Annotated in this window: 22 protein-coding genes; 14 read left to right on the plus strand and 8 right to left on the minus strand. The window is 34.1% G+C overall.

The window, feature by feature from the left end; all coding sequences use genetic code 11:
* Positions 1–19: 19 nt before the first annotated feature.
* On the plus strand, positions 20–1,294 hold the full coding sequence (locus A5893_RS16095; protein WP_068823616.1) for an adenylosuccinate synthase: 1,275 nt from the start codon (positions 20–22) through the stop codon (positions 1,292–1,294).
* A 172-nt stretch (positions 1,295–1,466) separates the two neighbouring features.
* Here the strand turns inward: A5893_RS16095 and A5893_RS16100 are convergent, their stop codons facing one another.
* Positions 1,467–2,066, minus strand: a complete 600-nt coding sequence (locus A5893_RS16100) for a DNA-3-methyladenine glycosylase (protein WP_068823617.1) — start codon at positions 2,064–2,066, stop codon at positions 1,467–1,469.
* A gap of 66 nt (positions 2,067–2,132) precedes the next feature.
* A complete protein-coding gene (locus tag A5893_RS16105) occupies positions 2,133–2,684 on the minus strand; it encodes a pyridoxamine 5'-phosphate oxidase family protein (RefSeq protein ID WP_068823618.1) in 552 nt (183 codons plus the stop codon).
* 179 nt (positions 2,685–2,863) lie between these two features.
* On the opposite strand from A5893_RS16105, the gene A5893_RS16110 reads away from it, so the two are divergent.
* The 5 genes from A5893_RS16110 (at position 2,864) to A5893_RS16125 (ending at position 9,473) form a co-directional block, all read left to right on the plus strand.
* Positions 2,864–5,041 carry a catalase gene (locus A5893_RS16110; protein ID WP_068823619.1) on the plus strand — a complete coding sequence of 726 codons (2,178 nt, stop codon included), beginning with the start codon at positions 2,864–2,866 and terminating at the stop codon, positions 5,039–5,041.
* A gap of 101 nt (positions 5,042–5,142) precedes the next feature.
* Positions 5,143–5,601 (plus strand): ankyrin repeat domain-containing protein, encoded by a 459-nt coding sequence (locus A5893_RS16115; protein WP_068823620.1) that lies wholly within the window; start codon positions 5,143–5,145, stop codon positions 5,599–5,601.
* 75 nt (positions 5,602–5,676) lie between these two features.
* A complete protein-coding gene (locus A5893_RS16120) occupies positions 5,677–6,633 on the plus strand; it encodes a M28 family peptidase (protein ID WP_094336738.1) in 957 nt (318 codons plus the stop codon).
* Positions 6,611–7,138 (plus strand): M28 family metallopeptidase, encoded by a 528-nt coding sequence (locus tag A5893_RS17570; RefSeq protein ID WP_157687583.1) that lies wholly within the window; start codon positions 6,611–6,613, stop codon positions 7,136–7,138. Before A5893_RS16120 ends, A5893_RS17570 begins: the two co-directional genes overlap by 23 nt.
* 121 nt (positions 7,139–7,259) lie before the next feature.
* Positions 7,260–9,473, plus strand: a complete 2,214-nt coding sequence (locus A5893_RS16125; protein ID WP_068823621.1) for a tetratricopeptide repeat-containing hybrid sensor histidine kinase/response regulator — start codon at positions 7,260–7,262, stop codon at positions 9,471–9,473.
* Between the two features lie 61 nt (positions 9,474–9,534).
* Here A5893_RS16125 and A5893_RS16130 read toward each other — a convergent pair whose 3' ends face one another.
* The 4 genes from A5893_RS16130 to A5893_RS16145 all read right to left on the minus strand — a co-directional run bounded on the left by A5893_RS16130 (position 9,535) and on the right by A5893_RS16145 (position 12,916).
* Positions 9,535–9,816 (minus strand): hypothetical protein, encoded by a 282-nt coding sequence (locus tag A5893_RS16130; protein ID WP_068823622.1) that lies wholly within the window; start codon positions 9,814–9,816, stop codon positions 9,535–9,537.
* Positions 9,817–9,920: 104 nt separating this feature from the next.
* Positions 9,921–11,279, minus strand: coding sequence for a sensor histidine kinase (locus A5893_RS16135; RefSeq protein WP_068823623.1), 1,359 nt, complete (start codon positions 11,277–11,279; stop codon positions 9,921–9,923).
* 149 nt (positions 11,280–11,428) lie between these two features.
* Positions 11,429–12,118 (minus strand): hypothetical protein, encoded by a 690-nt coding sequence (locus A5893_RS16140; protein WP_068823624.1) that lies wholly within the window; start codon positions 12,116–12,118, stop codon positions 11,429–11,431.
* Between the two features lie 324 nt (positions 12,119–12,442).
* Positions 12,443–12,916 (minus strand): GAF domain-containing protein, encoded by a 474-nt coding sequence (locus A5893_RS16145; protein ID WP_068823625.1) that lies wholly within the window; start codon positions 12,914–12,916, stop codon positions 12,443–12,445.
* 112 nt (positions 12,917–13,028) lie between these two features.
* On the opposite strand from A5893_RS16145, the gene A5893_RS16150 reads away from it, so the two are divergent.
* The 4 genes from A5893_RS16150 (at position 13,029) to A5893_RS16165 (ending at position 17,575) form a co-directional block, all read left to right on the plus strand.
* The gene (locus A5893_RS16150) at positions 13,029–15,449 is read left to right on the plus strand and encodes a zinc-dependent metalloprotease (RefSeq protein WP_068823626.1); all 2,421 of its coding nucleotides are present in this window, start codon (positions 13,029–13,031) and stop codon (positions 15,447–15,449) included.
* A 169-nt stretch (positions 15,450–15,618) separates the two neighbouring features.
* On the plus strand, positions 15,619–16,131 hold the full coding sequence (locus A5893_RS16155; protein WP_068823627.1) for a hypothetical protein: 513 nt from the start codon (positions 15,619–15,621) through the stop codon (positions 16,129–16,131).
* A 2-nt stretch (positions 16,132–16,133) separates the two neighbouring features.
* On the plus strand, positions 16,134–16,883 hold the full coding sequence (locus A5893_RS16160; RefSeq protein WP_068823628.1) for an LVIVD repeat-containing protein: 750 nt from the start codon (positions 16,134–16,136) through the stop codon (positions 16,881–16,883).
* Positions 16,884–16,888: 5 nt separating this feature from the next.
* Complete coding sequence (locus A5893_RS16165; RefSeq protein ID WP_068823629.1) at positions 16,889–17,575, plus strand: hypothetical protein; 687 nt, start codon at positions 16,889–16,891, stop codon at positions 17,573–17,575.
* A gap of 97 nt (positions 17,576–17,672) precedes the next feature.
* On the opposite strand, the gene A5893_RS16170 is transcribed toward A5893_RS16165, so the two are convergent.
* Positions 17,673–18,920, minus strand: a complete 1,248-nt coding sequence (locus A5893_RS16170; RefSeq protein ID WP_068823630.1) for a glycosyltransferase — start codon at positions 18,918–18,920, stop codon at positions 17,673–17,675.
* Entirely contained in the window at positions 18,917–19,723 is an 807-nt protein-coding gene (gene ispE / locus A5893_RS16175; protein ID WP_068823631.1) for a 4-(cytidine 5'-diphospho)-2-C-methyl-D-erythritol kinase, read from the minus strand. Before ispE ends, A5893_RS16170 begins: the two co-directional genes overlap by 4 nt.
* Before the next feature lie 256 nt (positions 19,724–19,979).
* Between ispE and A5893_RS16180 the strand changes: the two genes are divergently transcribed.
* The 4 genes from A5893_RS16180 to A5893_RS16190 all read left to right on the plus strand — a co-directional run bounded on the left by A5893_RS16180 (position 19,980) and on the right by A5893_RS16190 (position 22,405).
* Entirely contained in the window at positions 19,980–20,801 is an 822-nt protein-coding gene (locus A5893_RS16180) for a thymidylate synthase (RefSeq protein WP_068823632.1), read from the plus strand.
* Positions 20,802–20,883: 82 nt separating this feature from the next.
* Positions 20,884–21,630: a toll/interleukin-1 receptor domain-containing protein gene (locus A5893_RS16185; RefSeq protein ID WP_068823633.1), complete on the plus strand. Its 747-nt coding sequence runs from the start codon at positions 20,884–20,886 to the stop codon at positions 21,628–21,630.
* A gap of 14 nt (positions 21,631–21,644) precedes the next feature.
* The gene (locus tag A5893_RS17950) at positions 21,645–21,794 is read left to right on the plus strand and encodes a hypothetical protein (protein ID WP_198342347.1); all 150 of its coding nucleotides are present in this window, start codon (positions 21,645–21,647) and stop codon (positions 21,792–21,794) included.
* Positions 21,795–21,877: 83 nt separating this feature from the next.
* Positions 21,878–22,405 (plus strand): dihydrofolate reductase, encoded by a 528-nt coding sequence (locus A5893_RS16190; RefSeq protein ID WP_232456877.1) that lies wholly within the window; start codon positions 21,878–21,880, stop codon positions 22,403–22,405.
* The last annotated feature ends 34 nt before the right edge of the window (positions 22,406–22,439 follow it).

Raw genomic sequence — 22,439 nt, forward strand, 5'->3', positions numbered from 1 at the left:
CAAATCCAATCCATAAAAAATGGCTGTTGATGTATTATTAGGCCTTCAATGGGGCGACGAAGGAAAAGGTAAAATTGTGGATGTGCTAGCCCCACAATATGATTTAATTGCTCGCTTTCAAGGTGGCCCTAATGCGGGGCATACTTTAGAATTTGATGGCAAAAAGTTTGTTTTAAATACCATTCCCTCAGGTATTTTCGAAAAGCATACCATGAATTTAATTGGTAATGGGGTAGTTATTGATCCTATTATCTTAAAAAAAGAGATTGACAAATTAAAAGATGCTGGTATAGATTTATTGGCTAAAAAGAATTTGATGATTGCCCGCAAAGCACATTTAATTTTACCAACTCACCAGCTTTTAGATGCTTCTTCTGAAAAGAAAATGGGAGACAGCAAAATTGGCTCTACCTTAAAAGGGATTGGTCCAACTTACATGGATAAAACCGGAAGAAATGGTTTACGTGTAGGCGATATTTATTTGCCAGATTTCAAAGATAAATACAATAAACTAGTAGAAAAACATTGTTCTATTCTAGCCAATTATGGCGAGATAGAAGATTTTAGTGAAAGAGAAAAAGCATTTTTTGAAGCCATAGAATTATTGAAGCAATTCCCTCACGTAGATAGCGAACATTTAGTTGCAAAATATTTAAAAGAAGGAAAAAAAGTGTTGGCAGAAGGCGCACAAGGAACCATGCTGGATATTGATTTTGGTTCTTATCCTTTTGTTACTTCTTCTAATACCACTACCGCAGGTGCATGTACCGGTTTAGGTATCGCTCCAAATAAAATAGGCGATGTTATCGGGATTTTTAAAGCTTATTGCACCCGTGTTGGTGGTGGCCCATTTCCTACCGAATTAGATAATGAAGTTGGCGAAGAATTAAGAAAAATTGGTCATGAGTTTGGTGCAACCACTGGTCGCCCAAGACGTTGCGGTTGGATAGATTTACCTGCACTTAAATATGCCATATTGCTAAATGGTGTTACCCAATTGGTAATGACAAAAGCTGATGTTTTAAGCGGTTTTGAAAAAATTTATGCCTGTACTCATTACAAATATAACGGAGAGACCATTGATTATATGCCTTACGATATTTCTAGCATTAAACCAGAACCACTTTGGGAAGAGATTGATGGTTGGAACGAGGATTTAACTGGAATAAGGGAGATTAATGAAATCCCTGAAAAACTTCAAGCCTACATAGATTATTTAGAAAAAGAATTAGAAGTACCTATCAAATACCTTTCTGTTGGCCCCGACAGGTTGCAGACGTTGGTTTTGAATTAAATTTTGTTTAGATGATTTTAAAAGCATTGGCCATTTGGTTGATGCTTTTTTAGTTTTAACCTAAACCATTTAATAAACCAAAAACCTAACTAACTAACTAACTAACTAACTAACTAACTAACTAACTAACTAACTAACTAACTAACTAACTAACTAAAAACTAACTACCAACCTACTTCGTCTTCCCACTCACAAATACATTTCCTTTTAAAAAAAATCGCCATGGAATAGAAAAATAAGGCTCGGGGCAGCCCAAACCAATCCTTGCTGTTTCAATAATATTTTCAGGTTCAACTTTAAAACCCTGATCTTCAATCCAAACTTTATCCTCTGTTAAAGAAATACCATCATGAATTCTTTTTAAACCTAAAGCCTTTGCTAATGAACCTGGTCCTTTTGTTAATCTTTTTAAAGGGACATCTCCCCTCCTTTCTTTCATAATTTCTATACCCGTTAAAGGTTCAATAGCTCTTATTAAAATTACTTGAGAATCTCCTTCACTGCCGGTTACAATGTTCAGCATATCATGAATTCCATAGCACACATACATATAAATAACGCCACCCTGGCAATACATGGTGGCGTTTCTATTTGTTTTACGATTATTAAAAGTGTGACAACTGCTATCCGTAACACCCATATAGGCTTCCGTTTCTACAATCATACCCCCTGTAATGTTTCCATCTAAATTGGTGTACAAAAAATGTCCAATTAAATCTTTAGCCATTTTTAGGGTATCGTCACTATCATAGAAAGATTGGATAAGCTTCATAAAATTTAATTAAAAGGTCTTTATAATATTGAACTTTAAATCCCGTCCATAATTAAAATAACTAATTTAAATATCCAAATCACCCTCAACACTATCATCCATAGTTTTTCCTGAAACTACTGATGCGGCCATTTTAATAAATGCAACCAATTCGCCGTGTTTGGTATCCCAATAATGTATATGTGTTGGCTCTACTTTTATTAAACTGATTTCCAAATCATCTTTACCACCCTGAAACCAGGTTTTTAAAAGTGGGTTCCATAATTCATCAATTTTTTCCTGGTCATAAACGATCTCACTAATACCGTAAACATTTAAGAAACCGGAGTTTTTATTTTCTTGAAAGAATAGATGGGTAAATGGATCAGATTTAATTTCATTATTTTTATGACTTTGCTTGTGGCTCATAAACCATAAATTCCCTTCATCATCAACTTGTAATACCGACATTGGCCTTACCGATAATGGCAATCCGGTTTTAATGCTGGTACAAAAAAAACAATTCTCTGCACTCGTGGCTAAATCTTTCAGCTTCTCTAATGCTTCTTTACCTTCTAATGTTTTGTGTGTGTCTTCTGTTTGACTGTTGTTAGAACTGTCCCTTTGATTGTTTTCCATAGTATGTTTTTCTTTAAATGTTTTTAAGCAAAAGCAAAGATGAGACCAATAAAATAGCTCAATAAGAAATAAATCTATCCCTATTTCAATAATTATAGAATCAAAGTAATGGTTGGGTTTTATTGGAACAAATATTGATTAATAGTTATAATAAAACCTCATCAAAATAATTATCTAAAATGAAGAATTCAAAACCAACAGAAAAGAATGATCAAAATCAAAAATTTGATGATCTATCTAAAAATACCGAAGATGGCAGCAACCAATTTATGACAACCAATCAAGGTGTTAAAATTAATGATGACAATAACTCGCTAAAATCTGGTGAAAGAGGTTCAACCCTATTGGAAGACTTTATCCTAAGAGAAAAGATCACCCATTTTGATCATGAGCGTATACCCGAAAGGATTGTTCATGCTCGTGGTGTTGGTGCTCATGGTGTTTTTAAGGTTTATGATGATAGCATGAAAGAATTTACAAAAGCTAAATTCTTAACTGATCCTTCTTTAGAAACTCCAATATTTGCCCGTTTTTCTACTGTAGCAGGTTCTAGAGGTTCTGCAGATTTAGCAAGAGATGTACGCGGTTTTGCAGTCAAATTTTATACAGAAGAAGGCAATTATGATTTTGTAGGAAATAATATGCCCGTGTTTTTTATTCAGGACGCCATTAAGTTTCCAGATTTGATACACGCAGTAAAACCAGAACCTCATAATGAAATTCCTCAAGCTGCATCAGCACATGATACTTTTTGGGATTTTATTTCTCTATCACCAGAGTCTATGCACATGATCATGTGGGCAATGTCTGATCGGGCAATTCCGAGAAGTTTAAGGATGATGGAAGGCTTTAATGTTCATACCTATAGATTCATAAATGAAGCAGGAAAATCTTGCTTTGTAAAAATGCACTGGAAACCTTTATTGGGAATGCACTCTGTAGTTTGGGACGAGGCTTTGAAAATTAACGGACAAGATCCTGATTTCCATAGAAGAGATTTACATGATGCCATTGAAAACGGTGATTTTGCTGAATGGGAATTTGGTGTCCAAATAATCCCAGAAGAAGATGAGCATAAATTTGATTTCGACCTTTTAGATCCAACTAAATTAGTTCCTGAAGAATTAGTTCCGGTAAAGAAAATTGGTAAAATGACTTTGAACCGTAATACAGATAATTATTTTGCAGAAACTGAACAAGTAGCATTTCATTTAGGACATGTAGTACCCGGAATAGATTTTACTAACGACCCTCTTTTACAGGGAAGATTATTTTCTTATACTGATACACAATTGAGTCGTTTAGGCGGACCAAACTTTCATGAGATTCCTATCAATAGGCCAATTGCGCCAATGCACAATAACCAAAGGGATGGCATCGCAAGAATGGAGATCAATAAAAGCAAAACAGCTTATTTCCCAAACTCCATTTCTGATGGTTCTCCAAAACAAGCTAAGGCTACAGAAGGCGGGTTTACCTCTTACCAGGAAAGAGTAGATTCTTATAAAATCAGGACAAGAAGTAAAAGCTTCTTAGACTTTTTTAGTCAGGCTACCTTATTCTATAATAGCCAATCAGAACCAGAACAAAGCCATATTCAAGATGCTTTGAAATTTGAGTTGGGTAAATTAGAAAGACCAGAAATTGCAGAAAGAGTGGTGGGTTTATTGACTCAAATTGACAAAAATTTAGCCGCTGTTGTTGCAAAAGGATTAGGAATAGAAGTTCCTGAGCCTAAAGAACCAATGAATCATCAATTTGGTGCAGATGAAAATCCTGATGATTTTCAGCCAATTGATGTGAATCCTGAATTTAAAAATTCACCAGCCTTAAGCATGGCAAATACGGTTAAAGACACCATTAAGACAAGACAAGTTGCTTTTTTAGCTGCTGACGGTGTAGATGCGGAATCCTTATCATCTATGAAAAAATCTTTACAAGATGAAGGAGCCGTGGTTAAAGTAATTGCACCTCATGGAGGATATATTAACGACAGCAATGGAAACAAAATTAAAGTAGATAAAAGCTTTTTAGCATTTGCTTCTGTATTGGTTGATGCCATTTACATCCCTTCGGGTGAGAAAAGCATACAAGCTTTAATGGGCGTTCCTGATGCTATTCATTTCATAAATGAAACTTTTACACATTGTAAAGCCTTGGCTTTTTGTGGAGATGCTAAAAAATTATTCGATAAAAGCTATGTAGCTCAAAAACTAACGGATAAAAAAGCAATTGATAAAGATGAAGCTTTGATCATGATGGATAATGTAACTAAAGAAGATACGCAAAAATTCATCACTGCCATTGCAAACCATCGTTTCTGGCCAAGAGAAAAAGGAGAGAAAGTTCCTTCATAATCTTTTTAAAAGGCAGCAGAAACAATCTGCTGCCTTTTTTTATAATTGGTGATATCTTTTTAAAAAAATCAAATCCATTAATTTAAAACAAAAACCATTACATGAATGAATTGATACAAGCTGCCAGAATTGGCGATCTTGAACAAATTAAACAATTATTAGCTACCGGTGCCAACATCAATTGTAAAGATGAAAAAGGATATACACCACTTACTATAGCCACCTATAACGGGCAATTAGCTGCGACAGAATTATTGATTGAGCAAGGTGCGGATCTTAATGCCCAGGATTTTGGAGGAAATACCGCTTTGATGGGTGTTGCCTTTAAAGGCTATTCAGAAATTGCAGAATTACTCATAAAAAGTGGAGCAGACCTTAACCAACAACATGGCAATGGTGGCACCGCCCTCATGTTTGCTACCATGTTCGGAAGAAATGATATGATAAAATTATTAATAGATCATGGTGCTGATAAAATGATTCAGGACAATAATGGTTTAATGGCTTTGGATCATGCTGGCATGCAAAATAACATGAGCGCTTTAGATTTATTAGCTTAAACCATTATTATTCAACTGCTTTGTAATATTTTTAAGATTGATTATTTTTTTTATCTTCATTTCTTATTTTGCAAAATGAGAAAACGCCTTAACATCATTCTTTTCAATTTATTTTTCATTTGCTTTAACATTAAAGCGCAAATTTCCCCACCAGCATTATCATCAATAAAAACCGCAGATTTAAACAGAGATATTTTTGATTTGGCTGGAGATGCTTTTCGAGGAAGACGAGCTGGAAGTTTAGACGAAATGAGAGCTGCTGTTTGGGTAGCCCAAAAAGCACAAGAAGCAGGGTTAAAACCTGCTGGAGATGATGGTACTTATTTTCAGTTTTTTAACATCAACAGAACTCGTATAGCTGGCAATAGTAGTTTTACATTAAATAATAAATCTTTAAATCTTTGGAAAGAAGTTTGGCCCACACAACCCACAAATTCTCAATTAGATGCTGATGTTAAATGGTTAAGCTCTATGGCAGATACTGTCCAGGACTTAAAAAATAAAATTGTTGCATTAAAAATAGAGGCACCAAAACCATTGCCAGCATCAGGTATGAGCTTGTGGGGATATCGCTACACAGCTTCGGCCATGCGCCAGCAAAGTCAAGTTTTACAACGCAAAGGTGTAAAAGCAATTATTTTTGTGGCTGATAAAACGGTCAGGAAGGCAATTGCCTTTGTAGGCCATAATTTTGAGGAAGGTTTGTACTTAATTGATGGCATGGACAAACCAAAAGTTAAAACACCCTCAATTTTGGTAAGTGATGAATTTGAAAGCCAATTGAGTAATGGCAATGCCCATATCAATTTGGATTTTAAGGAAGAAAATTTCGAATATCCTAGTGTTAACGTCATTGCAAAAGCTTTTGGAACAGACCCTCAGCTTAAGAATGAATTTGTGCTTTTTAGCGGTCACCATGATCATGATGGCGTTGGCCCTGCAATAAATGGAGATTCTATCTGGAATGGTGCAGATGATAATGCATCTGTAACTGTGGCGATGTTGGCTATTGGAAAGGGCATGGATTTCTAAACCTGGAAAACGTTCTGCATTATTTATATGGCATGGAGCCGAAGAAAGAGGATTATTGGGTTCAAGATGGTTTGTAAATCATCCAAATATTGATAAAAGCAAGATTGTTGCTGTTTTAAACGGAGATATGATTGGTAGAAACGATCCTGATTCCGCAGCTTTGCTAGGAAGTATTGCTCCCCATAAAAATTCATCAGATCTGGTTAACATGGCTTTAAAAACAAATGAAAAACTAACTCATTTTAAAGTTGATTTTTCATGGGATGAAGCCTCACATCCAGAATTTTGGTATTTCAGGAGTGATCATTTGCCTTATGCCCAAGCCGGTATTCCAGCTATTTTTTTTACTACTTTATTGCATCCAGATTACCATACCCCAAAAGATGAGTCGGCTGCAATAGATATTACCAAATTAAAAAAGATGACAGATTGGATGTACGGTACAGGATGGACAGTATCTGAGACTTTAAAAAAACCAGCTGTTGATGGTATAGTAAAACGTTGATAAACATTTATTTTTATTGATGAGAATGTGATTTATAAAATTATTTACGGTTTAGATTAGTGATTTATAAACATTTTTGAATGTTTAAACGTATAACCCAAACATATCAGTTCAATTAGAGATGGATAACAATATTTTAATTATAAATGAGGTAAAAAAGCTCTTAAAAGACTCTTACGCATGCCGTATTTATGATTTAAAACAAAGTATCAGATTATCCTCCAAAGCGTTAGCAATAAGCAAAATTTTAAACGATCAATTTTTAATAGGGAAAAGTTTAAACCAGCTTTCTTTATTTTATATGATTAGTGGTTCTTATAAGCAAGCCATGTCTATGGCTAAGAAATCTATTCTGGTTTTTAAATTATTAGAAGATGAAAATGGGCTTGCAGATGCTTCTTACAACATTGCGAGCATCCATTATAAAACTGATAATTACCATTTAGGTTTAATAAATTTAATGGATTGTTTAACCGTTTATCAAAAAAATAACGACTATTTTAATCAAGCCAGAGTACATAAATCTTTAGGAACTATTTATGAATATTTTGGGGATGAGGGCAATGCCATTTCTTCTTATAAAAAAGCCATTGTCGCCTCCAATAAAATTAACAATAAAAGCTTACTCTCAAATGTATATAACCCTTTATCAGGTATTTATCTAAAACAATCAAAAGTAGATAAAGCTTTTAAACTGATAGATAAATCTATTGAGTTAAAAAATCAAAATGGAGATATACGCGGTTTGGCATTTGCAATTTATGGCAGAGCTAAAATATACACTTTTACAGGTGATTATGAACTTGCAGAAAAAGATTTTAAAACATCTATTGAAATACACATCAAATCAGGTGAGAAACTTGGTTTGGGAATGGCCTACCAAAAATTAGGGTTACTTTACCTTAAATGGGGAAAACTTAAAGAGGCTAAGGAAACACTATTAGAGGCAATAAGAATTGGTGAAACGTATAATACGATGATCATCAAATTCAAAAGTAATTTTTTGTTGTATCAAATTGCAAAACAAGAAAACAAGCGTTTGGATGCGTTGTATTATTTAGAACTTTACTTATCCCAAAAAGAAAAAGTAATCAATACCCAAACCTTACAAATCATCAAAAGCTACGATTTAATTACCAAAATGAAATCGCTTGAAAAAGATGAACAACTGAGGAAAGAAAAGGCCGTAATTTTAGAGAAAAAAGATATAGCAGAACAGTCTGCCCGTATCAAACAAGATTTTCTTTCTACCATGAGTCATGAGATTCGTACGCCATTAAATGCCATAACCACCATCAGTACAATTTTAAGTGAAAAATACATTGGTGATGATAAAAATTTAATCGACTCGTTAAATGCAGCTTCAGTAAATCTATTACTGATCATAAATGACATCCTTGATTTCACTAAACTGGACCATGGAAAAGTGGTGATTGATTTACGCCCTAAAGATTTAAAAACCATCTTAAAACGAACGATTACCACCTATGAATTAGATGCAAAACAAAAAAACATTAAATTAAATTTAGAGGTAGATGATCAGATCAAAGGTTGGTATGAGTTAGATGAGACTAAATTATCTCAGGTTTTAAATAATCTGATTAGTAATGGAATTAAATTTACCGACAAAGGTTCAGTGACTTTAAAAGTGAGTAAGATTAAAGAACTTGGAGAGAAAGACAGTATAAGTTTTGAGGTTTCTGATACAGGTGCTGGCATTTCAGAAGATTTTTACGACAAGATATTTGAGACATTCTCTCAGCCAAAATCCATCACCACAAAAAAACATGTAGGTACAGGTTTAGGTCTTGCTATAGTAAAAAAGATCATTGCTATTTATGGCAGTAAAATCACTTTTAAAAGTAAAGTTGGCATTGGTACAAAATTTCAATTTACACTACAATTAAAAAGGGATGCCTTAGTACATGAATTGCCCGCTCAAGAGCAAGATCATTTAAAAGGAAAAAGGATTCTTCTTTCTGAGGATAATCAAATCAATGCCATGGTTGCTATGAAGGTATTATCAAATTGGGGTATCAATACAGACCATGCAATAAACGGAATAGAAGCCGTAGAAAAAGCAAAATTGGTTGCTTATGATTTTATACTAATGGATATCCATATGCCAGAACTAAACGGTTTTGACGCTACCAAACAGATCAGGGAAGATAAAAACATCAATCAATTTACACCTATTTTTGCGTTAACCGCAGATATCACTGCTGAAAGTCGTGAAGAGAATTCATCCCATTTTAATGGCTTCTTAAGCAAACCAATTGAAATTAAAAAGCTATATCAAACCTTAACAGATTTCAATTCAAAATTGGTAGTTTAATAATTCTATGGCTACTGTTAATTATCTTAAGTAGATAAAAAATGAATTTTATGATGTAGAACTATTTCTTTGATTTCTTTTTAAAATACCAATATCTGTTCTCTTCATTTCTGTAAAGCGTGGATTTTTTAAACAACGCTAATTGATCACTCTCTTCTACTTTTTTTAGAAAATCCCTTAAGGGTAAACCCTCTTTATAGTCTTTATTAAACACATTTTCTTTAACAAAAATCTCCATTAAATCTTTGCACTGTATCTCTTTCACTTTTGGATGGAGCTTAAAAAAATCAAATACTATTTGATCTATTTCATTAACTTTTTGAATTTGGTATGCTGATAACATGGATATTGATATGGATAATAAATTTGATGAGTTCAAATTTAATTTTTTAAAGGGTTGATAACAGAAAATAAAATTTAATAGTTAAAGATAATGACCAACCAATTTTAAATATCAGTTGCAATTGGTAAATAAACAAAAAATTGGGTGCCTGTTGCCTCATCACTTATAAAGTCTATCCTACCATTTTGAAGGTCTACATATTCTTTGCATAATGCTAATCCCAAACCTACTCCAACTTCTTTATTGGTACCATAAGCCGGCTTTGTTTGGATAGAAAAAATAGATCGCTGTTTTTCTTTTGGAATACCTACTCCGTTATCGGCAACCGTAATTTTGCATTCGTTTAATGAACGTTCGGCAATAATATCAACCTGCCCTCCTTTTGGGGTAAATTTAATCGCATTAACCAAGAGGTTCCTAATGACTAATTGAAGCATATCTACATCTGCAATCACATTCATTTCATCACATAATTTATGATTAAAAATAATTTCCTTTTTTACAGCAGCTATCTTTCCCATCTCTATGGTACTTAATAGAACTGTTTTCAGATTTACTGGTATTGGCTGTGCATTAGGGCCTTCCATTTGTGATTTTGACCAATGCAAAATATTAGAAAGCATATCTATAGCATTTTCAGTAGATTTAAGTAAGGTATTTTCTATTTGATTGCGCTCTTTGCTGTCCATTTCATACTCATTTAACAGTATTAAATAACTTTGGATATTCATCAAAGGAGAACGAAGATCATGAGATATAATGGACATTAATTTACTCTTATCGGCATTGCTTTTCTCCAATAACTCGTTCTGGATAAGTATCTGTTCATTACTTTTAGAAAGTAACAAAGTTTTTTCAAGCACTAGTTTTCTTTCTTTATCGTAGCTGCGTCTAATGAAGTTAAAGGAGATATAAATTACCAATATAGCGAGTGGTATTGCTGTAATTCTATCTGTAAAATGAGCGTTTTTAGTTATAAAAGGATTTTGTACTAAATTGGGATAGGTAAATTCTATCAGGTGTAAGATCAGGAAAAAGGCAATATAGATGATTAGCCAATTGATATGATGGCGATAATGCGAAACCGCAAAGAGCAATAGCAGATAGGTAGGCCAAATGATATCAGTTGATCCATTTATACCAGCATTAGAAAAATAATTGACACCAAAAATAAATAGCCCCGTTAAAGCAAATAACGTATCATTATGTGGTTTACCTAAATACCTGGAATTATAATATTGATAAAAGTAAATGAACCCTACAATTAAAGCTGATAAGGAAGAAATGTATAGCCCAGCATAAAAATTATAAGGGATGTATATAGCTGCTAAACAAATGATGCTAAGACTTATAGAATGGAATATCCTGTTTTCTAAATGAAATTCGCTTTGATTACCAATCAGTTTAATCCATAAAGAATTAATCTTTTCTATATAATGGTCAAAGAAATTGAATGTTGACATGTTAAATTAAAATACTAATTTAATTAATTAATTTTAAGCAGATAACAATGTCATAAAGACTAAAATAATCATTGATGAAGTTAACAAAATGATGATTAAAAAGTTTCAGATAATTTTACGATGATTGCTTATTTCTTTTAAAAAATCAACTATCTAAAATTACAACTAATTCCACTCCACAAAGCAGTAATTTTTGCATTTTCACCAGCTCCATCAAAAATTCCGAATAGATCATCAGATTTTGTAGAAAATTCATAACCTAATGATGTTTTTTCTACTTCAATCACGGTTGCACTTTCCATGTCTTTTCTGGTGCTGCCAATTCCAACGCCAGCCATGTTAGTTAATTTCATTTCTGGGTTTTTGGCTTTATTTGCCGCCCAACCCTCAAATAACCATTCTTTGTTTTTTTCTTTAAAAAGCAAGGTTAAGCCATTATCCCAAGTTGCCATCTTTAACGGACCAGCACCACATTCGCTATTGATCCCTACACTAGGTTTTAATTTTAAAACCTTTTCTAAAGTCTCTACCGCATCATCAAACTGCATCCCAAAACTCATTTCTGTAGTTGCACCAGTATTTTGATTTACCAATTGTAAAGCATTAGGGCTTAGCGCCAAAGCATAACTAACTTCACTAACTGGTGTAACTGCGACTGTATCTGTTTGCACCACCGCAATACTATCCTTTGATGCAGAATTGGTGCTTTCTGTTGGTTTATTATTCTGACAAGCACTAAGGCCAATAAACAGTAGAAAGTATAAATATATTTTTGTGTTTATAATAATTTTGAGGGGTTTCAACTTTTTAATGGATAGTATTTGAAGATGATTTTTCATTTTTATAGATTGTGATAAATGATAGGATTGGTTTTAAATGTACGAAAGAAAATGGACTCTTATTAAACTCAATTCAATTCTTGGATAAACTTAATTGTTTACGATTTAAGCCAGTGTCCCCATCTGTGGGGTTTTGGTAGATTAGCCTACTTTAAAATATCTCTATTTAATTATAAAACTAAAAATTTACCTCCCCATACCTCCATCCAGAGGGAATACCTTGCTATTGAAAACGATAAAATGCACTGCCATATCTTTCCCATCATATAAGTGTCCCCCGCTGGCGGGGGTTGGGGGTGGTTAACTAATCATATAAATTTGTCATTAAAATTTGATCAGGGCTAAAATAGCCTGTAATCCTTTTTCATCTGCTTCATCAAAATGGTTCAGTTGCTCACTATCAACATCTAAAACTCCAATCACCTCATCATCTTTAAAAATAGGCAACACCATTTCAGATCTGGAAAGACTGCTGCAAGCAATATGCCCTGGGAATGCATCAACATCTGCAACAATAAGTGTTTTCGCCGCTTGCCATGCCGTTCCGCAAACTCCTTTTCCTTTGGCAATCCTTGTACAGGCCACCGGACCTTGAAAAGCCGAGAGCACCAATTCATCTTCTTTGATCAAATAAAAACCTACCCAAAACCAACCGAATTGCTCTTTCAACGCCGAACAAACATTTCCCAAATTAGCCATTAAATCAGTTTCATAACTAATAAGCGCTGCTATTTGAGGGATTAAAGATTGATATTGAGCGATCTTGTCTCCGTTAACAATGGTTAAATCTTCTGCCATTTCACAAAATTAAAATAATCGCCCTATAAATATGAGCCTTTCTTTCTCTCCAGCAATTTTTTACAATTAATTAATAGCTTAAATATTTATCTTAGGAATCTAAATCATTAAAATGCGTAAAATTATCTATTTACTATTTATCGGTTTGTTTATCCAAACTGTTCCTATTCAGGCTCAAAACATCGAAAACAAAACCAAAGAATTTACAAAATATCCTGGTTATTTTAATTTTTATTGGGATGATAGCTCGGGTAAAATCTATTTAGAGATAGATAAATTTAATCAGGAATTTCTGTATGTGACCTCTTTACCTTTTGGTGTAGGTTCTAATGATTTAGGTTTAGACCGTGGCCAGATTGGCGGGAATAAGATTTTAAAGTTTGTGAAGATTGGTCCCAAAGTACTTTTACAACAACCCAATTATGATTACAGGGCCATTACCAATAATATCGACGAGAAAAACTCTGTTGAACAGGCTTTTGCAAGTTCTGTAATTTTTGGCTTTAAAGCCGAGGCTATGGATGGTGATAAAGTGTTGATAGATTTGACTCCTTTTTTAATGAGGGACGTCCACCAAATTGGAGATAAGCTGGCTGCCATGGGGCAAGGGAGTTATAAAACAGATGAATCTCGTTCTGCTATTTATTTAGAAAACACCAAAAATTTCCCTAAAAACACCGAGTTTGAATCTATCATTACCTTAACAGGAACTGCAAAAGGGAGGGAAATACGTTCGGTAACGCCAGACCCTGATAATGTAACCGTTCATACCCATCAATCTTTTATAGAATTACCAGATAGCAATTATCAGTTTAGAAAATTTGACCCAAGGGCTGGTTTTTATAACCTGGATTTTATGGATTATGCCACACCTATTGATCAAAATATCGTTAAAAAGCTGATGGTTCGTCACCGTTTACAGAAAAAAGACCCATCTGCAGCCGTTAGTGAAGCCGTAAATTCTATTGTTTATTATATTGATAGAGGTGCGCCAGAACCCATTCGCTCTGCTTTGATGGATGGCGCCAAATGGTGGAATCAGGCTTTTGAAGCTGCGGGTTACAAAGATGCTTTTCAGGTAAAATTACTTCCAGAAGGTGTCGACCCAATGGATATTCGTTATAATCTGGTGCAATGGGTACATCGTTCTACCCGTGGTTGGTCTTATGGCGAATCCATTACCGACCCTAGAACTGGAGAAATTATTAAAGGCCAGGTTTCTTTAGGTTCGCTTAGGGTGAGGCAGGATTATTTAATTGCAACTGGTTTATTATTGCCTTACGGCGATGAAAAGCAGCAAGAAGACCAAATGATGAAAATGTCTTTAGCAAGAATCAGGCAGTTAGCAGCTCATGAAATTGGACATACTTTAGGAATACAGCATAATTTTGCTGCCAGTACAAACAATCGGGCATCTGTAATGGATTACCCTTTTCCTCACATCAAAATGGATGCAAAAGGAAATATTGACTTATCTGACACTTATGCAGTTGGTATTGGGAGTTGGGATAAACGGGCAGTTCTTTATGGTTATCAGGATTTCCCAAAACAAACCAATGAAGAAGAAGCTTTAAATAACATCTTTAAAGAGACTTTAAAACAGGGTTTTAGCTTTATTTCTGATGCAGATTCCCGTCCAGAAAGTAGTGCTCATCCGGCAGCACATTTATGGGACGATGGAAAAGATCCAATAGCAACTTTAGATACTCTGATGAATATTAGAAAAACCATTTTAAACAAGTTTTCTGATAAAGCCATTAAAACAGGAATGCCAATGGCAACCATTGAAGAAGCTTTGGTTCCTATTTATTTGTTGCATCGTTACCAAATAGAAGCGGTATCTAAAATTGTGGGAGGCTTAAATTATACTTTTGCCCTAAAAGGTGATGGACAACTGGTGACTTCATTTGTTAATCCACAGGTTCAGCAGCAAGCATTTGATAAATTATTATCGGTTATTTCTCCGGATAATTTAATATTACCAGAAAGTTTGATTGCAAATATACCTCCCAGACCAATTGGATATCCAAGGAGCAGGGAAACTTTTAAAACAAATACAGGCTTAACATTTGATGCCTTATCTCCTGCAGAATCTTTAACGGGAACTACTTTAAACTTTTTATTAAACCCAGAAAGGTTAGAAAGAATTATTGAGCACCATGCCAGAGACAATAAACAACCTTCACTAGAAGGCATGTTAGGTCAGTTAATTAATCAGACTTTTAAATCTTCATATATTAGCCAGGATAATTTAAAAGGGGAAATAGCGAGGATGGTTCAAGTGCTTACCGTTAACCAAATCTTAAACACATTAGGCGCTAACAGAACATCTGAGAATGTAAAAGCCAGATTGTTATCTGCTATTAATGATATTAAAGGCATTTGTAATATAAGATTAACAGGTATAAACGCTGGAACATCTCAACTCATTTTAAATAGAATAAAAAGATTTGAAGAACATCCAGAAGATTTTAAATTACCAGAACCTATTGCAATGCCTGACGGTTCTCCTATAGGCGATGATGAATTTTGAGAGTGTATTATTTTGCATCGTTTTTTATGATTTAAAACTAGTTTAGCTTCAACGAATGAACCGTCAAAAGATGGTGTTAATTTATTGTTAACTAACTATGAAATATTTAATCGATGTATCAACCCATGATACTTCATCGTAATTGTCATTAAATTATAGGATACTATATATGAAAAAATCAATCTTTTTTATCATTGCCGTTTTATTTATATCGGCTTGTACCCCAATTGGTTCTAACACTCCCGTCTCTTACACAGATTATGTCCCAGTATTACTTTCAAGAAGTAGCCTTTCAACATCCGTAAGGTTAAAGCCAACAACAAATATCGGTGATGCAGCCAAAATCTATTATAAAGATAATTTTATTTTTATTAGTGAGCGTTTTAAAGGCGTACATATCATTGATAATAGTAATCCAAAATTACCTGTTAACAAAGGTTATATTGCTGTACCTGGTTGTGTGGATATGGCCATTAAAGAGAATATTTTATATGTTGATAATGCAATAGATTTAATAGCTATTAATTTATTGGAAGATGAAAAAGGAAATTTAGCAATAGTAAAGAGGATTGAAAATGTATTTCCTGAAGTTGCACCGCCTGATGGTGGCGTGATTCCATCTAAATTTAATTTAACAAACAGGCCACCAAATACTATTATCGTAAGCTGGACAAAAAAATAAATATGAAAACGAGAAATATACTTTACATCATCCTGATTTTTTTGATTGCTTCTTGTAGTAAAGACGCAGGCAGTTCAACTTCTTCTTCAGATGGATTTAGTACTGGAACAGCTGGTTCTTTAGCTAGGTTTGCAATTGTTGGCGATAATCTTTACACGGTAACAAAAACAGATGTAAAAATATTTGATATATCTGAAGCTAGTAATCCAATATATAAAGTAGACAAGCCTTTTGGCTTTGGTATTGAAACCATTTTTCCATTAGGAAACACTTTGTTTTTAGGTAGTGAAACCGGTATGTATATCTATGATATTAGCAATCCGCTCGCTCCAAAACAGTTGAGCCAATACAGACATATTTTAAGTTGTGATCCTGTAGTAGCAAACGAAAATTACGCATACATCACTTTAAGTTCTGGTGCTACAAGATGTTCTAGAGGGCTTACGCAATTAGAAGTGATTGATATTAAGGATAAGAAATTACCAAAAGTAGCTAAAATCTATCCTATGAATAATCCTAAAGGGTTAGCTTTAAACGGTAACGATTTATTTGTTTGTGATGATAATGTGAAATGGTTTGATGCTACAGATAACGTAAATCTTATACCAAAAGGGATTATTGATGTGAAAGCAAATGATGCCATTGCCATAGGTAAATTATTGATGCTGATTGGTGAAAATGGATTAACGCAATATGATTACAGTGGAAAAGAACCTGTTTTATTGAGTAGTATTAAAATTGGGTTTAAATAATAAGAATGAAAAAAATCATACTGCTAATTTTTTGCTTTCTAATCATTCAAGTTAAATTGTTTGCCCAATTAGGAAAGGTTAGTACAGATGCTGATGCAAAAAGTAAATTCCCATTAAGTATCAGTTTTCAGCCTATATTTTTGATGAATAACACCGTTAGATTTGATGCAGAGATTCAGCAAAAAGAAAAATCTTCGGCATTTGTTGTTGGCTTGGAAGTTATAAACGGAAAAACCGACCTTCTTTACAGAAACATAAATGACGATGAAGCCGAAAAAGATTATGTTTCTGGTGGCGGAATCAACTTGGCTTATAAATTAAAATTAAAGCCGACTGAAAAACTGACCAGCTTTTACTTCTCTCCAGGGATAACTTTAAGAACTTTAGAGTTTGCCGTAAAAGGCGATGCTTTTTATTCTTATATTGAAGATGGTATTGAGTATATCACTTTTGGAGAATCAGAAACTAAATACCCTATAAATTCGGGTTTTCTATTTGCTAATTTTGGCTATCATAAAGTATGGAACACCAATATTTTATTAGATACGTATTTTGGTTATGGTTATAAAATGAGTTCACGAAATGAATTGTTAGAGAGAAATAGAAATTATGAGCAGCCTATTTATGGCTTTAATTATAATGGTTTTGTTTTACAAGCAGGTATAAGGTTTGGCTTTCAAATAAAAAATTAAAAACTAATTAACTAATCCCTAATGAACTAATCACTAAGAACAATTCCCTAACCAACTAACAAACTAAACCTAACCACCTAACAAACTAACAAACCACCTAAACCCTATTCTTCTCCTCAATCCATTTAGAAAGGTATTTGGTACTCATTTGGGTATGGTGTTGCATCATGGCTCCATAGAAATTATACTTTCTGTGCTCCTGAATATTTTGGTTGAGCCTTTTTAAAGTAGATATAAATTTCGCATTCCAGTTCTTTTCGTCAAACAGCTGATTGATAATGGTTGTTCCATTAGCTTGAAACTTGTTCCACATATCCTCATTCTCATACAACTTTACGGCATCATCAGCAAAATCTTTCGGGGTATTAGCCACAAAACCGCTCCAGGTTAAACCCTCACGCATCCCTTCTACTGCAATTGGAGTACTCACATTTGGCGTTCCGTTTTGCATGGCATCCACCAATTTTCCCTTTAAACCAGCACCAAACACCAACGGACATAAACAAACCTTGGCTTTGCCCATCACCTCGTTCACATCCTTCGCCCGCCCCTTGATCAGGAAATCTTCTTTAACATTATTCAACTGGTTTACTTTATCGCTCGCATAAGCTCCGTAAACATGGACTTGGGCTGTTGGCATTTTTCTTCTAATGAGTGGCCAAATCTCGGTTTTAAGATACAAAACAGCTTGATAATTGGGTTCATGTAAAAAATTCCCGATGCTGATAAAATGTTCTCGCTCTTCAAAAGGCAACCATTCCGCTTTTATTGCTGGAGTAATGCCGGGCAACATAAATGGCAGATAAAGCAACAGGGCTTCGTCAATCACAAATATTTCCTTTAAAACCCTCATCTCATAAGTAGAGATAATTAAGGAAAGATCACAACGTAAAATACTGGCTATTTCCCGTTTAGCAACATCCTCTAAAAGCAGATCATCCAAATAAAATTCCTCATTCGCCTTATATGCCCTTTGCCTTCCTGCTCTTAAACAATGCAAATCTTCGGTATCTAAAACCTTAATGGCATCGGGACAATGTTCCGTAACCCGCCAGCCAAATTGTTCCTCCGTCATAAAGCGATCAAACAAAACCAAGTCTGGGTTTAGTGTTTTCACATACTCATCAAAACTCTCGTCGTTCAATTTAATACTCACTTTTTCTACGCCCAATGAGGCTAGATCTACCATAAACTCACTATCTGCAGCAGCACTGGCAAAAGTAATTTGATAGTTTTGGGCGCTAAAAGCTTTTATCAGCTGCACCATCCTACTCCCTGCGGCAGATGAAGCAGGTTCTGGGAAAACAGTCCCAATTATTAAAACTTTATGTATGGGATTGCTCATTGTATATCGCTAAAAACCAAATTGTCTTTTTCTAAAAAACTTAAATCTACTTTCTCTTTAAAAATGCCATAAACCGATGCTCCGCTCCCACTCATCATAGAAAATAATGCTCCAGCACTCAATAAATCTTGTTTTACTTTTTTTATTTGAGGGTGATTTAATAAGATGTGGTCTTCAAAATCGTTGGTAATTTTACTCTGCCATTCTTCAATGGGCATTTTAATCAACTCTTTTAAAGATCGTTTGGGTTGTTTTGGAGTTACTCCGCGATAAGCTTCTGCAGTAGAAACATGAACCGGTGGCATCACTAAAGCCAAATGATAATCCGAAAGATCTAAGGTTATGGGTTCAAATTCATCCCCTTTATTAAAAGCGTAAACAGGTTTATTTTGGATAAAAAAAGCACAATCGGCACCTAATTGTCTACAATAACTCTCCATCTTTTCATCAGAAAGTTGCATTTCAAATTTATCATTAATCAATTTGATAAAAAAGGCAGTATCGGCAGAACCACCTCCTAAACCTGCACCAATTGGTATGTTTTTATGGAGGTGTATTTTAATGTTGGGTAAATCATGGTCTTTTCTCATTAACTGATAAGCCTGCAAACACAGATTATCATTTGCAGGTCCAGGAATTTCAATCCCCGAAGTCTCGAAATCCATTTCAGCACTTTCAATAACCTCTAAAGCTTCTTTAATTTTAACAGGGTAAAAAATAGTCTCCAAATTATGATAACCGTCCGTTCTTTTATGGGTGATGTTTAAACCGATATTGATTTTGGCGTTTGGAAAAGTAATCATCAATATTAACAATTAAGAGGTTTTGCACATTAATAGGATGGCAAATATAGATTAATTTAATTTGTAGGAATATAAGCTTAGGTTGGAATTTAGAATGTATTTTTAAAAAATGATTTGGGCGTTTTAACACGCTATCCGTTATATCTTTTTTGCCATTTGCAGGGTGGCAATGAGCAAAAAAGGATGTCACTCCTATCGTTAACGCACTTATAGCATGTCACCCTGAGCGGAGTCTAAGGGTTTTTAATAAAACAAAATGAAACAATATTTAGATTTAATGCGCCATGTTTTAGATAATGGCACCCAAAAACACGATAGAACAGGAACAGGAACATTAAGTGTTTTTGGTTATCAAATGCGTTTCAACTTAGCCGAAGGTTTCCCGATGGTGACCACCAAAAAACTGCACCTTAAATCCATCATCCACGAGCTGATCTGGTTTTTAAGTGGCGATACCAACATCAAATATTTAAAGGAAAATGGTGTAAAGATTTGGGATGAATGGGCTGACGAAAACGGAAATTTAGGCCCGGTATATGGTTCTCAATGGCGTTCTTGGCCTACGCCAGATGGTAAGCATATTGATCAGATTACCAATATTATTAACCAAATTAAAAACAACCCCGATTCTAGAAGAATTATTGTATCTGCATGGAATGTGGCCGAAATAGAAAATATGGCTTTGCCTCCTTGCCATAGTTTTTTCCAGTTTTACGTTGCACCCCCAAATCCCGTAAAGGGAGAAAAAGTTGGTAAATTAAGCTGTCAGCTATACCAAAGAAGCGCAGATATTTTCTTGGGCGTTCCTTTCAACATTGCCTCTTATGCGCTATTAACCATGATGGTTGCCCAGGTTTGCAATTTACAGTCCGGAGATTTTGTGCATACTTTAGGCGATGCTCATTTATATAACAACCATTTAGAGCAAACCACCCTGCAATTGTCTCGCGAACCAAAAGCTTTACCTACCATGAAAATCAACCCTGAAGTAAAAGACATTTTCGGGTTTAAGTTTGAAGATTTTGAGTTGGTGGGCTATGAACCATATCCGCATATTAAGGGAACTGTGGCGGTTTAAAACCCCTTAACCCCTAAAGGGGATTATTATCCATTATTAAAATTTCATCATTAGAAATACTCTAAGAATATAATTGCAAATTATGAATATAATACCAAAAGCATTCATCTCATATTCTCATGACACACAGGAGCATAAAAAATGGGCTTTGCAATTAGCAACTAGGCTTCGCAATAACGGAATTGATGCAATATTAGATCAATTTGAATTACAACCGGGTGCAGATTTACCACACTTTATGGAAACTCATTTAGCCTCTGCTAATAAAATTTTAATGATTTGCACAGATAAATACGTCGCTAAAGCTAATAAAGGTCAAGGAGGAGTTGGTTATGAAAAAATGATTATTACTTCTAGTCTTATGAAAAATATTGATGCAAATAAAATTATTCCAATTATTAAACAAAGCGGAACTTTAGAAGTCCCTACATTTTTAAGAAGTAAGCTTTACATCAATTTTTCAAAAGAAGATGACTTCGAATTCAGTTATGATGAATTAGTTAGGTCTATTCACAATTCTCCATTATTTGAAAAACCTGCAATAGGTAATAATCCTTTCAAACCTATTGTTCAAGAAAAATTGGAAGATGACTCAAAACTCCTTGATTCTATACTTTCTGTAATAATAGAAAAACAAGGGATAGAATTATATGTTCTATCTAAATTTATAATTAATGAACTTAAAATATCTCCTATGCTTTTTAAAATATCGATTTTAAAACTAAATAAAATGGGATTTGTCAAGTGCTTTTTTACAAATGATTATAGTACAGTTGCGGTAACAGAAAAAGGGCTTATGTATGCCTTTGAAAATAAATTAGTTCAATAAAATAATAAAACAATATGACAACTATAAAAGAGCAAAATGAATTGAGAGATAAAATTATTAAAGGACTGGAGAAGTCTTACGTGAAAATGATTGAGTTTAAAAAGCAGAAGAATTCAGTTATTGTAGTGATGCGAGATGATAAAATAGTTAAACTAAAGCCCTAATTTTTTTTATAACTCTTAAGTCTAAAAACTCCATAAATTTCCGTCACATTTTAAGTCAATTCGATTTAAAATCTAAAAAAACAATGAATATCAAAGAGGAAAAAGAAGTCTCCCTTGGGGGATTTATGGGTTTATCCCTAATAGTTGCCACAGATTCAGAAAACGGAATCGGTAAAAACAACCAATTACTCTGGCATTTGCCAAACGATTTAAAGTTTTTTAAAAAAACCACCTCAGGCCATACCGTAATAATGGGTCGTAAAACTTATGATTCTATTGGGAAACCTTTGCCAAACCGCAGAAATATCATCATCACCAGAAAAAAAGATTTAAAGATTGAAGGAGTAGAAGTTTTTAATAGTTTAGAAAAGGCTTTAAATGCTTGCGCCAATGAAGAACAGGCTTTCGTAATTGGAGGCGGTGAGATTTACAGAGAAGCTTTGCCTTTAATTCATCAAATTTATCTAACAAAGGTTCATCATCAGTTTAACGCAGATACCTTTTTCCCTTCCATAGATGCTTTAGATTGGGAGGTTATTTTTAAAGAAGACCATCAAAAAGACGAGAAACACGCTTTTGATTATTCTTTTCTAATCTTAAAGCGCCATTAATCAAATGCTAATAATTTAATTTTTAAGAATTTTA

It is taken from the genome of Pedobacter psychrophilus (assembly GCF_001652725.1).
Classification (GTDB): Bacteria; Bacteroidota; Bacteroidia; order Sphingobacteriales; family Sphingobacteriaceae; genus Pseudopedobacter; species Pseudopedobacter psychrophilus.

Excerpts from the sequence above, each read along its gene's own strand:
- A5893_RS16110 (WP_068823619.1), top strand. The coding sequence starts at position 2,864 with ATGAAGAATTCAAAACCAACAGAAAAGAATGATCAAAATCAAAAATTT.
- A5893_RS16105 (WP_068823618.1), bottom strand. The coding sequence starts at position 2,684 with ATGGAAAACAATCAAAGGGACAGTTCTAACAACAGTCAAACAGAAGAC.
- A5893_RS16170 (WP_068823630.1), bottom strand. The coding sequence starts at position 18,920 with ATGAGCAATCCCATACATAAAGTTTTAATAATTGGGACTGTTTTCCCA.
- A5893_RS16135 (WP_068823623.1), bottom strand. The coding sequence starts at position 11,279 with ATGTCAACATTCAATTTCTTTGACCATTATATAGAAAAGATTAATTCT.
- A5893_RS17950 (WP_198342347.1), top strand. The coding sequence starts at position 21,645 with ATGACAACTATAAAAGAGCAAAATGAATTGAGAGATAAAATTATTAAA.
- A5893_RS16140 (WP_068823624.1), bottom strand. The coding sequence starts at position 12,118 with ATGAAAAATCATCTTCAAATACTATCCATTAAAAAGTTGAAACCCCTC.
- A5893_RS16095 (WP_068823616.1), top strand. The coding sequence starts at position 20 with ATGGCTGTTGATGTATTATTAGGCCTTCAATGGGGCGACGAAGGAAAA.
- A5893_RS16185 (WP_068823633.1), top strand. The coding sequence starts at position 20,884 with ATGAATATAATACCAAAAGCATTCATCTCATATTCTCATGACACACAG.
- ispE (WP_068823631.1), bottom strand. The coding sequence starts at position 19,723 with ATGATTACTTTTCCAAACGCCAAAATCAATATCGGTTTAAACATCACC.
- A5893_RS16115 (WP_068823620.1), top strand. The coding sequence starts at position 5,143 with ATGAATGAATTGATACAAGCTGCCAGAATTGGCGATCTTGAACAAATT.
- A5893_RS16150 (WP_068823626.1), top strand. The coding sequence starts at position 13,029 with ATGCGTAAAATTATCTATTTACTATTTATCGGTTTGTTTATCCAAACT.
- A5893_RS16120 (WP_094336738.1), top strand. The coding sequence starts at position 5,677 with ATGAGAAAACGCCTTAACATCATTCTTTTCAATTTATTTTTCATTTGC.
- A5893_RS16160 (WP_068823628.1), top strand. The coding sequence starts at position 16,134 with ATGAAAACGAGAAATATACTTTACATCATCCTGATTTTTTTGATTGCT.
- A5893_RS16125 (WP_068823621.1), top strand. The coding sequence starts at position 7,260 with ATGGATAACAATATTTTAATTATAAATGAGGTAAAAAAGCTCTTAAAA.
- A5893_RS16155 (WP_068823627.1), top strand. The coding sequence starts at position 15,619 with ATGAAAAAATCAATCTTTTTTATCATTGCCGTTTTATTTATATCGGCT.
- A5893_RS16130 (WP_068823622.1), bottom strand. The coding sequence starts at position 9,816 with ATGTTATCAGCATACCAAATTCAAAAAGTTAATGAAATAGATCAAATA.
- A5893_RS16145 (WP_068823625.1), bottom strand. The coding sequence starts at position 12,916 with ATGGCAGAAGATTTAACCATTGTTAACGGAGACAAGATCGCTCAATAT.
- A5893_RS16165 (WP_068823629.1), top strand. The coding sequence starts at position 16,889 with ATGAAAAAAATCATACTGCTAATTTTTTGCTTTCTAATCATTCAAGTT.
- A5893_RS16180 (WP_068823632.1), top strand. The coding sequence starts at position 19,980 with ATGAAACAATATTTAGATTTAATGCGCCATGTTTTAGATAATGGCACC.
- A5893_RS16190 (WP_232456877.1), top strand. The coding sequence starts at position 21,878 with ATGAATATCAAAGAGGAAAAAGAAGTCTCCCTTGGGGGATTTATGGGT.
- A5893_RS16100 (WP_068823617.1), bottom strand. The coding sequence starts at position 2,066 with ATGAAGCTTATCCAATCTTTCTATGATAGTGACGATACCCTAAAAATG.